The sequence below is a fragment of the Acinetobacter sp. YH12129 genome (genome assembly GCF_013418685.1).
Lineage (GTDB): Bacteria > Pseudomonadota > Gammaproteobacteria > Pseudomonadales > Moraxellaceae > Acinetobacter > Acinetobacter amyesii.
Genome location: NZ_VPBP01000031.1, coordinates 21210 through 34577, shown reverse-complemented (window position 1 = coordinate 34577; position 13368 = coordinate 21210). Strand labels below are relative to the sequence as shown.

Below are 13368 nucleotides of genomic sequence, written 5' to 3'. Positions count from 1 at the left end.
TCCGTACAACTGACGTAACTGGTGCAATCGCGCTTAAAGAAGGCGTTGAAATGGTTATGCCTGGTGACAACGTAGAAATGTCAGTAGAATTAATCCACCCAATCGCAATGGACGCTGGCTTACGCTTCGCGATCCGTGAAGGTGGCCGTACAGTTGGTGCGGGTGTTGTTTCTAAAGTAACTGCATAATATAATACAGTTATCTTTGTACAGATCGAGAGTTTCGACTCTCGATTTGCTCTGCAGGTCAGTAGTTCAATTGGTAGAGCGTCGGTCTCCAAAACCGAATGTTGGGGGTTCGAGTCCCTCCTGGCCTGCCAAATTTTTTTAAAAAGAAGCTTGATGCTGGCTCAACTGGTCATATAATAAGTCGCGAATCCTACGACGAGTACAAAAATGTCGAATGATAAATCGCGTGACGCATTAAGCGACGCGCCAATTCCTCAAAGAAATAATCCTGCTGAAGTTGTTAATTCTGGTTCCCCTTTAGACTATGTTCTGTGGGTTATCGCGTTGATTTTACTCGGTAGTTCTATGATGGTGAATCAACATTTGCCAGCATACTGGGCACCAGCGAATGATGTCTGGGTCCGTGTTGGGGTAATTTTGGCTTGTATCATCGTGGCTTTAGGTTTATTATACGCCACCCATCAAGGCAAAGGCTTTGTTCGATTGTTGAAAGATGCTCGAATTGAGTTACGTCGAGTGACTTGGCCAACCAAGCAAGAGACCATGACCACATCTTGGCAGGTACTTGCGGTAGTCTTAGTGGCATCTATTTTATTATGGTGCTTTGACTATGCTTTGAGCTGGTTAATGAAGTTTATTATCGGGTAAGAGAGCTATGAAACGTTGGTACATTATTCATGCCTATTCTGGTTATGAAAAACAAGTGTTACGCTCACTTAATGATCGAATCCAGCGTAGCGCTGTAGCCGATAGCTTTGGTGAAGTCCTTGTCCCTACTGAAGAAGTAGTGGAAATGAAGGATGGTAAGAAACGTAAATCTGAGCGTAAATTCTTTCCCGGCTATGTGTTAGTCGAGATGGAAATGAATGATGAAACTTGGCACATTGTTAAAGAATGTCCAAAAGTATTAGGTTTCATCGGTGGTACTGCAGAAAAGCCTGCACCAATTACGCAAAAAGAAGCTGATGCGATTCTTGCACGTGTACGCAATACTGGCGAAGCACCTCGTCCTAAGACGATGTTTGAACCAGGTGAAGAATTACTCGTAATTGACGGTCCATTCACCGATTTTAAAGGCGTGGTGGAAGAAGTTCTATACGATAAGTCACGTTTGACGTTGACGATTAATGTATTTAATCGACCAACTCAGGTTGAGCTGGAATTTCGCCAAGTCGAAAAATCGGTTTAATTTAACTTGGTTGATAAACGCCCGATTTGTTATGAGTCGGGCATTGTTGTTGTAACGGTATCGTTACTTATATGTATGGGGAGCCTAGCGGCGTTAGTACCCAGAGGTAATTGAAATGGCTAAGAAGATTGACGGCTATATCAAGCTGCAAGTTCCAGCTGGTAAAGCAAATCCATCTCCACCGATTGGTCCTGCACTAGGTCAACGTGGTGTTAACATCATGGCATTCTGTAAAGAATTCAATGCTGCGACACAAAAAGTTGAAGCTGGTCTTCCAATTCCAGTAGTGATCACTGTGTACAACGACAAGTCGTTCACATTCATCATGAAAACTCCTCCTGCTGCGATTCTTCTTAAGAAAGCTGCGGGCATCCAAAAGGGTTCAGCTGTACCTAACAAAACTAAAGTTGGTAAGTTGACTCGCGCTCAATTAGAAGAAATTGCGACTACTAAAGAACCAGATCTTACTGGTGCTGATTTAGACGCACGTGTACGTACCATTGCTGGTTCTGCGCGTTCTATGGGCTTGGAAGTGGAGCTATAAGACATGGCTAAATTAACTAAACGTCAAAAAGCCATTGTTGCTGCTGTTGAAGCTAACAAAGTTTACACTTTGGAAGAAGCAGTTGCAGTTCTTAACGGCCTTCCAGCAGTAAAATTCAAAGAATCTTTGGATGTTGCTGTAAACCTAGGTGTTGATCCTCGTAAATCTGACCAAGTTGTTCGTGGCGCGACTACACTTCCTGCAGGTACTGGTAAAACTGTACGTGTAGCTGTGTTTGCTCAAGGCGCTGCTGCTGAAGCTGCTAAAGCTGAAGGCGCGGACGTTGTTGGTTTTGATGATCTTGCTGAAAGCATCCAGGCGGGTAACCTTGATTTTGACGTAGTAATTGCAGCTCCGGATGCAATGCGCGTTGTTGGTAAGTTAGGTACGATTCTTGGTCCACGTGGCTTAATGCCAAACCCTAAAGTGGGTACTGTAACTCCTGACGTAGCTTCTGCTGTTAAAAATGCGAAAGCTGGTCAAGCACGTTACCGTGTAGACAAAGCAGGTATCATCCACGCTGCGATCGGTCAAGTAGGTTTCACTGCTGAAGCTGTTCGTTCAAACGTTGAAGCTCTTGTAGCTGACCTTAAGAAAGCAAAACCTGCTACTTCTAAAGGTGTTTACATCCAAAAGATCACTTTAAGCTCAACTATGGGTCCTGGTCTTGTTGTTGATGTGGCAAACGTTTCTAAATAAGTTTCGACTTATTACAGAATTTTAAAGCCCTGAGTAAAAATCAAAGCGCTGCTTTGATTTTTACGCAAGAAAAGATATTTGCTTCACTCGAAGCATAGTTTCTCGTCTTGCGGGTCGGCAAAGCGGTACTTTGCTGATCGCCCCTCAGGCAAACTTTGAATTGATAAATTTAGATTTATCAGCGTCAAAGACCTCAGGCGAGGGGAGTTTTATGCTTTCTTCTTAATAGCCCAGCCTGAGTAGACGCGGTGGTGTGATTTGTTCCTCCTCCGCGTGTTGGTTCAGTGATGAGCTAACGAATTGGGAGTGCATCTGTATAGGTGCATAAATCACCGTTAGGAGGTTTTACAATGGCTCTTCTTATCGAAGGCAAAAAACAGATCGTAGCTGAAGTAACTGAAGTTGCTTCTACTGCGTATGCTGCTGTTGTTGCTGACTATCAAGGTTTAACTGTTGAGCAATTAACTGCTCTACGTGTTGAAGCTCGTAAACTAGGTGTTGCTACTCGTGTAGTTCGTAACACTTTGGCTAAACGTGCTCTTCAAGATACTCAATTCAATATCTTGAGCGACAACCTTGTTGGCCCAACAATCTTAGCTTTCTCAACTTCTGAAGACGACATGGGCGCAGCTGCTCGTTTGTTCGAAGAATTTGCTAAAACTAATAAAGCATTTGAACTTAAAGCTGCTGCATTTGACGGTAAGGTTTATCAAGGTGCTGAAGTTAGCGTTATCGCGAACCTTCCAAACCAAGAGAAAGCGCTTACTATGCTTGCAAACGTTCTTCAAGCTCCTATTTCGAAATTGGGTCGCCTTATTACTGCGCTCAAAGAGAAAAACGAGTCAGAAGCTGCTTAAGCTTAAATCAATTTACACACCATTCAATACCCATTTGGAGTTACTCTCATGGCTTTAACAAACGAAGAAATCTTAAACGCAGTTGCTGAAAAAACTGTTCTTGAACTTGTTGAACTTATTTCTGCTTTCGAAGAAAAATTCAACGTATCTGCTGCTGCTGTAGCAGTTGCTGCTGCTCCTGGCGCTGCTGGTGGTGCTGCTGAAGAACAATCAGAATTCAACGTTGAGTTGACTTCTTTCGGTGCTAACAAAGTTGCTGTAATTAAAGCGGTTCGTGAAGCTACTGGCCTTGGTCTTAAAGAAGCTAAAGATCTTGTTGAAAGCGCTCCTTCAGTTCTTAAAGAAGGCGTTTCTAAAGAAGAAGGCGAAGAACTTAAGAAAAAACTTGAAGAAGCTGGTGCTACAGTTACACTTAAGTAATCTTAAGGGGAGTCGATTTTTTTATAATCGGCTCCAAAAAATGGCTGGTGGCCCTTGGGTCATCAGCCTTTTTGCGTTACAATAATCGGCTCGATTTTTGTTTGCATGATATAAAAATCATACAAATTAAAAATAATTTATAAAACCAAACGCTTACCAATATTTTTCAGTAAAAAATATTGTTAAGCGTTTTAATACCACTAAAAATTGCAGCATTTGTGAAAGTGGTGGCCATATCGGCCTGCGTAATTCCTTCTAAGTTCGTTCTGCAGGCGGACTTAGTTTACTTTCCGAGGACTCCAGATGGCATACTCATATACCGAAAAGAAACGGATCCGTAAGAATTTTGGTAAATTGCCCAAGGTAATGGATGTTCCGTACTTGCTCGCGATTCAAGTCGACTCGTACCGAACTTTCCTTCAAGACGGCAAAACTCCAAAAAACCGCGAAGATATCGGTCTCCAAGCCGCATTTCGTTCAGTTTTTCCTATTGAAAGTTATTCTGGCAATGCTGCTTTAGAATTTGTTGAGTATAGTCTTGGTAAGCCTGAATTTGATGTGCGCGAATGTATTCTTCGTGGCTCAACTTATGCGGCGCCAATGCGTGTAAAAATTCGTCTGATCATTAAAGATCGCGAAACTAAAACAATCAAAGATGTGCGTGAGCAAGAAGTCTACATGGGTGAAATGCCACTTATGACAGACAACGGTACCTTTGTGATCAATGGTACTGAGCGTGTAATCGTATCTCAATTACACCGTTCACCAGGTGTATTCTTTGACCACGATAAAGGCAAAACTCACTCTAGCGGTAAAGTTCTTTACTCTGCTCGTATCATTCCTTACCGTGGTTCATGGTTAGACTTTGAATTCGATGCAAAAGATCTTGTATATGTTCGTATTGACCGTCGTCGTAAATTACTTGCGACTGTTGTGCTTCGTGCCTTGGGTTATAACAACGAACAAATCCTAGACATGTTCTACGAAAAAGTACCTGTATATCTTGATATGGGTAGCTATCAAATTGACTTGGTTCCAGAACGTCTACGTGGCGAAATGGCACAGTTTGATATCGTGGGTACAGACGGTAAGACAATTGTTGAACAAGGTAAACGTATTAACGCGCGCCATGTTCGTCAAATGGAAGCAGCAGGTCTTGAAAAACTTTCTGTTCCTGATGAATACCTATATGAACGTATCGTTGCTGAAGATGTAACGTTACGTGATGGCGAAGTTGTTGCGGCAAATACCGTACTTAGCCATGAAATTATGGTGAAATTGGCTGAAGGCGGCGTTAAACAATTCAACGTACTTTATACCAATGACATCGACCGTGGTCCATTCATTGCGGACTCTTTACGTGCAGATACTACAACTGGTCGTGAGGAAGCACTTGTAGAAATCTACAAAGTGATGCGTCCGGGTGAGCCACCAACAAAAGAAGCTGCTGAAAACTTATTCAACAACTTGTTCTTCTCTTCTGAACGTTATGACTTATCACCAGTAGGTCGTATGAAGTTCAACCGTCGTTTGGGTCGTCCTTACGAAGTGGGTACGGATCAGAAGTCTCGTGAAGTTGAAGGCATTCTTTCGAACGAAGACATCACTGATGTATTGAAAACATTAGTTGAAATCCGTAACGGTAAAGGTGAAGTCGACGATATCGATCACTTGGGTAACCGTCGTGTTCGTTCTGTTGGTGAAATGACAGAAAACCAATTCCGTGTTGGTCTAGTTCGTGTTGAACGTGCTGTTAAAGAACGTTTATCTCAAGCTGAAACTGATAACTTGTCTCCGCAAGATTTAATCAATGCGAAACCAGTTGCTGCTGCAATCAAAGAATTCTTTGGTTCAAGCCAGTTGTCTCAGTTCATGGACCAAAACAACCCGTTGTCTGAAATTACACACAAACGTCGTGTATCAGCATTGGGCCCAGGTGGTTTGACTCGTGAACGTGCGGGCTTCGAAGTACGTGACGTACATCAAACTCACTACGGTCGTGTATGTCCAATCGAGACTCCTGAAGGTCCAAACATTGGTTTGATCAACTCACTTTCTGTTTATGCGAAATGTAATAACTTCGGTTTCTTGGAAACTCCATACCGTAAAGTTGTTGATGGTCGTGTAACGGATGACGTTGAATACCTTTCTGCGATTGAAGAAGTAGGTACTGTGATTGCACAGGCCGATTCTGGTATCGATAAAGACGGTAACTTAACTGAAGAATTCGTATCTGTACGTCACCAAGGTGAATTCGTACGTATTCCACCAGAAAAAGTAACTCATATGGATGTATCTGCTCAGCAGGTTGTATCTGTAGCGGCATCACTTATTCCGTTCCTTGAACACGATGATGCCAACCGTGCATTGATGGGTTCAAACATGCAGCGTCAGGCTGTTCCTACATTACGTGCTGACAAACCGCTTGTTGGTACAGGTATGGAAGCAAACGTAGCGCATGACTCGGGTGTGTGTGTACTTGCGAAACGTGGTGGTCGTATTGAATTCGTTGATGCTTCTCGTGTCGTTATTCGTGTAAACGAAGAAGAGATGGTGGCAGGCGAAGCAGGTGTAGATATCTACAACCTGATCAAATACACACGTTCGAACCAAAATACATGTATCAACCAAAACGTTGTTGTACGTTTAGGTGACAAAGTTGCACGTGGTGACGTTCTTGCTGATGGTCCATCAACAGATGGCGGTGAATTGGCATTGGGTCAAAACATGCGTGTAGCGTTCATGACTTGGAACGGTTACAACTACGAAGACTCGATCTTACTTTCAGAGCGTGTACTTCAAGAAGATCGTTTAACGTCTATCCACATCCAAGAGCTTTCATGTGTTGCACGTGATACCAAATTGGGTGCTGAAGAAATTACAGCGGATATCCCGAACGTGGGTGAAGCTGCACTTTCTAAATTGGATGAATCAGGTATCGTTTATATCGGTGCTGAAGTAACTGCTGGTGACATTCTTGTAGGTAAAGTAACGCCTAAAGGTGAAACTCAGTTAACTCCGGAAGAAAAATTGCTTCGTGCAATCTTCGGTGAAAAAGCGGCTGACGTAAAAGACTCTTCATTACGTGTATCTTCATCTGTGAAAGGTACTGTAATTGACGTTCAAGTATTTACACGTGACGGTCTTGAAAAAGACGAACGTGCTCAAGCAATTGAGAAAGCACAACTTGATGCTTACCGTAAAGACTTGAAAGAAGAATACAAAATCTTCGAAGAAGCGGCTCGTGAACGTATTGTTCGTCTATTGAAAGGTCAAGAATCTAACGGTGGCGGTACAACTAAACGCGGTGACAAATTAACTGAAGAGTTATTGTCTGGTCTTGAGTTGGTTGATCTTATTGAAATCCAACCAGTCGACGAAGCGATTGCTGAACGTTTAACTCAAATTCAAGTGTTCTTGAAAGAGAAGAGCCTTGAAATTGACGAGAAATTTGCAGAGAAAAAACGCAAACTTTCTACAGGTGATGAACTGACAACTGGCGTATTGAAAGTTGTTAAAGTTTACTTGGCTGTAAAACGCCGCATCCAACCGGGTGATAAAATGGCGGGTCGTCACGGTAACAAAGGTGTTGTATCTAACATCTTACCTGTAGAAGACATGCCACACGATGCAAACGGTGTTCCAGTTGATGTTGTACTTAACCCACTGGGTGTACCATCACGTATGAACGTGGGTCAGATTCTTGAAACTCACTTAGGTATGGCAGCTAAAGGTCTTGGCGATCAAATCGACAAGATGATGAAAGAGCAACGTACTGTACTTGAGCTTCGTGATTTCTTAGACAAGATTTACAACAAAGTTGGTGGCGAACAAGAAGATCTTGATAGCTTGACTGATGAAGAAATCTTGGTGCTTTCAGGTAACTTGCGTAAAGGTGTTCCTTTAGCAACACCAGTATTTGATGGTGCTGAAGAATCACAAATTAAAGAATTGTTAGAACTTGGTGGCATTTCACGTACTGGTCAAACAGTATTGTATGATGGTCGTACAGGTGAACGTTTTGACCGTCCAGTAACTGTAGGTTACATGTACATGTTGAAACTGAACCACTTGGTTGACGACAAGATGCATGCGCGTTCTACTGGTTCTTACTCTCTAGTAACTCAACAGCCGCTTGGTGGTAAAGCACAATTCGGTGGTCAGCGTTTCGGTGAGATGGAAGTATGGGCACTCGAAGCTTACGGTGCAGCATACACACTTCAAGAAATGCTTACTGTGAAGTCGGACGACGTTGAAGGTCGTACCCGTATCTATAAGAACATTGTAGATGGTAACCATTACATGGACCCAGGTATGCCTGAATCGTTCAACGTATTGACCAAAGAGATCCGTTCTTTAGGTATCAACATTGAACTGAAAAATGGTGACTAATTAGCTCCATTGAATCTCCCTTGCGAAGCAGTGCTTCTCACCTCTTTAATCAAGAGGGGCAAGGGGGATTTCTCAGTTAAAAAACAATATTTGTGACCCAGTTGTGAAGTGAAAATCTCCACAACACACGGAGAAAAAAATTGAAAGACTTGCTCGATATCATGCGCAAAAAGACGGATTCAGACGGTCATGCTCCTGTAGAGTTTGATCGCATCCGTATTGGTCTTGCGTCACCAGAAATGATTAAGTCGTGGTCTCATGGTGAAGTTAAAAAGCCTGAAACCATTAACTACCGTACGTTCAAACCTGAACGTGATGGTTTATTCTGTGCCAAAATCTTTGGTCCAGTAAAAGATTACGAATGCTTGTGTGGTAAATACAAGCGTATGAAATACAAGGGCGTCATTTGTGAAAAATGTGGCGTTGAAGTAACAACTGCAAAAGTACGTCGTGAGCGTATGGGTCATATTGACCTTGCTTCTCCAGTTGCGCATATTTGGTTCTTAAAATCACTTCCTAGCCGTATTGGTCTGCTTTTAGACATGACTTTACGTGATATCGAACGTGTATTGTATTTCGAATCATACGTTGTAACTGACCCAGGTATGACTCCACTTGAGAAATACCAACTTCTAAACGATGAAGAATACTTCACTGCTTTAGAAGAACACGGTGATGAATTCACTGCGAAAATGGGTGCAGAAGCAGTTCAAGATTTGTTGAAAGACATCGATCTTGAAGCTGAAATTTCACGTCTTCGTGAAGAGATTCCAAATACAACTTCAGAAACGAAGCTTAAAAAAGCTTCTAAACGTCTGAAATTGATGGAAGCGTTCAAAGAGTCGAACAACAAACCAGAATGGATGGTGATGAATGTACTTCCAGTACTTCCACCTGATCTTCGTCCGTTGGTTCCTCTAGAAGGTGGTCGTTTTGCGACTTCTGACTTGAACGATCTTTACCGTCGTGTAATCAACCGTAACAACCGTTTAAAACGTCTTTTAGACCTTGCAGCACCAGACATTATCGTACGTAACGAAAAACGTATGTTACAAGAGTCTGTAGATGCATTGCTTGATAACGGTCGTCGTGGTCGCGCAATTACCGGTTCGAACAAACGTCCTCTTAAATCTTTGGCAGACATGATCAAAGGTAAACAAGGTCGTTTCCGTCAAAACTTATTGGGTAAACGTGTCGATTACTCTGGTCGTTCGGTAATTACTGTAGGTCCAACTTTACGTCTGCACCAATGTGGTCTTCCGAAAAAAATGGCGCTTGAATTATTCAAACCATTCATTTTCGCGAAACTACAAGCGTCTGGCCAAGCGACAACCATTAAAGCTGCGAAGAAAATGGTTGAGCGTGAAACTCCAGAAGTTTGGGACGTACTTGCTCACGTAATTCGTCAACATCCAGTGATGTTGAACCGTGCGCCTACACTTCACCGTTTGGGTCTTCAAGCATTTGAACCAACCCTGATTGAAGGTAAAGCAATCCGTCTTCATCCGTTAGTTTGTGCGGCATTTAACGCCGACTTCGACGGTGACCAAATGGCGGTACACGTACCATTAACACTTGAAGCTCAGTTAGAAGCTCGTGCGTTAATGATGTCAACAAACAACATTCTTTCTCCTGCGAACGGTGAGCCAATCATCGTACCTTCTCAGGACGTTGTCTTAGGCTTGTACTACATCACTCGTGATGCGATCAATGCCAAAGGTGAAGGCATGGTGTTTGCGGATACTGACGAAGTAAACCGTGCACTTGCAACAGGTCAAGTTGATTTACACGCTCGCGTAAAAGCACGTGTACACCAAACTGTCATTGACGAAAATGGTAACCGTGAACAACAAACCATTGTTGTAGACACAACTCCAGGTCGTTGTTTACTTTGGGAAGTTGTACCTGAAGGTATGGATTTCCAACAAATCAACGTTGAGATGACGAAAAAGAACATCTCTAAATTGATCAACTCTTGCTACCGTAAATTAGGTCTTAAAGATACTGTTATCTTCGCTGACCAATTGATGTACTTGGGCTTCCGTCAAGCGACTCACTCAGGTGTGTCTGTTGGTATGGAAGACATGTTGATTCCGCCACAAAAACAAGCAATTATCGAAAAAGCTGAAGTTGAAGTTCGTGAAATTGAACAACAATTCGAGCAAGGTTTCGTAACTGCCGGCGAACGTTATAACAAAGTTGTCGATATTTGGGCGCGTACAAACGACCAAGTAGCGAAAGCGATGATGGACAACTTGTCTTTCACAACTGTTAAAAACAAACAGGGTGAAGACGAGAAACAAAAATCATTCAACTCGATCTACATGATGTCTGACTCAGGTGCCCGTGGTTCGGCAGCTCAGATTCGTCAGTTAGCGGGTATGCGTGGTTTGATGGCGAAACCAGATGGTTCGATCATTGAAACACCAATTAAAGCGAACTTCCGTGAAGGTTTGACCGTACTTCAGTACTTCATTTCAACACACGGTGCACGTAAAGGTTTGGCCGATACTGCATTGAAAACTGCGAACTCAGGTTACTTGACTCGTCGTTTGGTTGACGTTGCACAAGACTTGGTAATTACTGAGCCAGATTGTGGTACTTTCGACGGTCTTGTAATGACTCCGTTCATTCAAGGTGGCGATGTCATCGAGAACTTAGGTACTCGAGTATTGGGTCGTGTACTTGCTGAAGATGCGAAGAAACCAGGTTCGGATGATGTGATTCTTCCACGTAATACTTTAATCGACGAAAAACTTGCAAACTACTTAGAAGAGCAAGGTGTCGATGAAGTGAAAGTACGTTCAGTTGTAAACTGTGAATCTACTTTCGGTGTATGTGCGAAATGTTACGGTCGTGACCTTGCTCGCGGTCACTTGGTGAATCCAGGTGAATCTGTGGGTGTAATGGCTGCTCAATCAATTGGCGAGCCAGGTACACAGTTAACAATGCGTACGTTCCACGTAGGTGGTGCTGCGAGCCGAACTTCTGCTGCTAACAGCGTACAAGTTCGTAACAAAGGTACAGTACGTTTCCACAATGTGAAAACAGTACAACACGCTAAAGGTCACTTGGTATCAACTTCACGTTCAGGTGAAATCGGTATCGCAGATGACATCGGTCGTGAACGCGAACGTTACAAAATTCCATACGGTGCTTCAATCATCATTAAAGATGGCGAAGCTGTGGAAGCTGGCGGTATCGTAGCGACTTGGGATCCGCATACACATCCACTTGTTACCGAAGTTGCAGGTAAAGTGCGTTTCAGCCAAATCGCTGATGGCGTAACTGTGACATCGAAAACTGATGATGCAACAGGTATGACTACAATCGAAATCTTACCAGTGACTTCACGTCCTGCGTCAGGTAAAGATATGCGTCCAGCGGTTGTATTGGATACAACTGATGGTGGCGAACAGTTCTACTTCTTGCCACAAAATACGATTCTGACTGTTCGTGATGGCGAAACAATTGGTGTCGGTGACGTAATTGGTCGTGTACCACAAGAATCTTCACGTACTCGTGATATTACCGGTGGTCTTCCACGCGTAGCTGACTTGTTCGAAGCACGTAAACCGAAAGAACACGCGATCCTTGCTGAAATTTCAGGTATCGTAAGCTTCGGTAAAGAGACCAAAGGTAAGAACCGTCTTGTGATTACTCCGGATGATGGCTCTGAGATTTACGAAGAGCTAATTCCGAAATGGCGTACGATTAACGTGTTCGAAGGCGAGCATGTGAACCGTGGTGAAACCATTTCTGATGGTCCGCAAAACCCACACGACATCTTACGTTTGAAAGGCGAAGTTGCACTGACAAACTACATCGTGAACGAAGTTCAGGACGTATACCGTCTGCAAGGTGTAAAAATCAACGACAAGCATATTGAAGTGATCGTACGTCAAATGCTTCGTAAAGTTGAAATCACTGACGGTGGTGATACAAGCTTCATCAAAGGCGAGCAAGTGGAATACATCCGCGTTGTTCAAGAAAACCAAGCTGTGGCAGCTCAGAACAAGTTTCCAGCGAAGTTTGAACGTCAATTGATGGGTATTACCAAAGCGTCGCTTTCTACTGACTCGTTCATTTCTGCTGCATCGTTCCAGGAAACAACTCGTGTGTTAACTGAAGCTGCTGTAACAGGTAAAGAAGATGAATTACGTGGTCTGAAAGAAAACGTAGTTGTAGGTCGTCTGATCCCAGCGGGTACAGGTTTGGCTTACCACTTAGAACGTCGTCGTCAGGAGTCTGAAGCTGCAGAGCTTGAGCTTCACAATGATTTCTCTGATGTAGATCAAGCATTAAGCCAAGCATTTAGCGATGAATTTAACGGTCTTTAATTAGCCCTTAAATTATTAAAAAAAAGCCACCTTTGGGTGGCTTTTTTTATGCGGATGAATTGAAAATTAAAGCTTTCCTAATGTTGATTTATTTCCTATAGTAAAAATAGAACATAACAAATCTCTTGATTTTTAAACTTAAACATAACGGGGTCTTTTGATGAAATTCGCACAGCAATTATTCGCAGTTTCTGCATTATTCAGCTCATTGACAGCGATTGCTGCACCTATGCCCAATTCGATTGTGGTAGAAGATAAAGCTGTAGTTCCAGTACTAAAAACAGAAGTGATTCGCCGTGTTGCAGGTCAAGAACCTGTACGCCAAGTGACTGCAACAGTGTTAGAAATGACCAATAAAGGTCAGGATATCGTGGCACGTGAAATTGAACTTTCTGATCACCAAGGTGATTTTTCTGAAAAGAAATTATCGATTCCTGTACTACAGCGTGGTGGTGTCATCGTCCCGACCTCTAAAATTGAAACCAAGACTACGGTGAAGCAGGACGGTCAGATTATTCGTCAAAACACCAATATTGATGCAGAAGGTGTAGAGTTTAAGAAAGGGCAAGACCCGATTAAACGCACGCTAAAACTAGATCAGGCAACAGATCCAGAAAGCAAAGCCAAACTCTCTCATGCTGTGCTGACTGAAAATGGTGAAACCACAAAAGATTTGATGATTTTGGATGAAAATCCTGAGTGATTTGTGAGCGATTAGGCGTCGTTTTTTACAAAATGC

At 42.9% G+C, this 13368-nt stretch carries 9 protein-coding genes, 1 tRNA gene and 1 pseudogene; all 11 read left to right on the top strand.

Annotation, left to right across the window (positions count from 1 at the left end; translation table 11 throughout):
• A pseudogene (tuf, locus tag FTU65_RS13480) lies at positions 1-188 on the top strand (elongation factor Tu); the annotation flags it as partial.
• A gap of 55 nt (positions 189-243) precedes the next feature.
• A tRNA-Trp gene (locus FTU65_RS13475) sits at positions 244-319 on the top strand.
• 76 nt (positions 320-395) lie between these two features.
• Positions 396-836, top strand: a complete 441-nt coding sequence (gene secE / locus FTU65_RS13470; protein ID WP_078189832.1) for a preprotein translocase subunit SecE — start codon at positions 396-398, stop codon at positions 834-836.
• A 7-nt stretch (positions 837-843) separates the two neighbouring features.
• Positions 844-1377, top strand: coding sequence for a transcription termination/antitermination protein NusG (gene nusG, locus FTU65_RS13465; protein ID WP_078189831.1), 534 nt, complete (start codon positions 844-846; stop codon positions 1375-1377).
• Between the two features lie 115 nt (positions 1378-1492).
• A complete protein-coding gene (gene rplK / locus FTU65_RS13460; RefSeq protein ID WP_004868049.1) occupies positions 1493-1921 on the top strand; it encodes a 50S ribosomal protein L11 in 429 nt (142 codons plus the stop codon).
• Positions 1922-1924: 3 nt separating this feature from the next.
• The gene (rplA, locus tag FTU65_RS13455) at positions 1925-2620 is read left to right on the top strand and encodes a 50S ribosomal protein L1 (RefSeq protein ID WP_078189830.1); all 696 of its coding nucleotides are present in this window, start codon (positions 1925-1927) and stop codon (positions 2618-2620) included.
• A gap of 350 nt (positions 2621-2970) precedes the next feature.
• Entirely contained in the window at positions 2971-3477 is a 507-nt protein-coding gene (rplJ, locus tag FTU65_RS13450) for a 50S ribosomal protein L10 (protein WP_111885844.1), read from the top strand.
• A 48-nt stretch (positions 3478-3525) separates the two neighbouring features.
• A complete protein-coding gene (gene rplL, locus FTU65_RS13445; RefSeq protein ID WP_180065896.1) occupies positions 3526-3897 on the top strand; it encodes a 50S ribosomal protein L7/L12 in 372 nt (123 codons plus the stop codon).
• Between the two features lie 303 nt (positions 3898-4200).
• Positions 4201-8289: a DNA-directed RNA polymerase subunit beta gene (gene rpoB / locus FTU65_RS13440; protein ID WP_180002850.1), complete on the top strand. Its 4089-nt coding sequence runs from the start codon at positions 4201-4203 to the stop codon at positions 8287-8289.
• Between the two features lie 140 nt (positions 8290-8429).
• A complete protein-coding gene (rpoC, locus tag FTU65_RS13435; protein WP_180007037.1) occupies positions 8430-12629 on the top strand; it encodes a DNA-directed RNA polymerase subunit beta' in 4200 nt (1399 codons plus the stop codon).
• A gap of 160 nt (positions 12630-12789) precedes the next feature.
• Positions 12790-13332, top strand: a complete 543-nt coding sequence (locus FTU65_RS13430; protein WP_180007039.1) for a hypothetical protein — start codon at positions 12790-12792, stop codon at positions 13330-13332.
• The last annotated feature ends 36 nt before the right edge of the window (positions 13333-13368 follow it).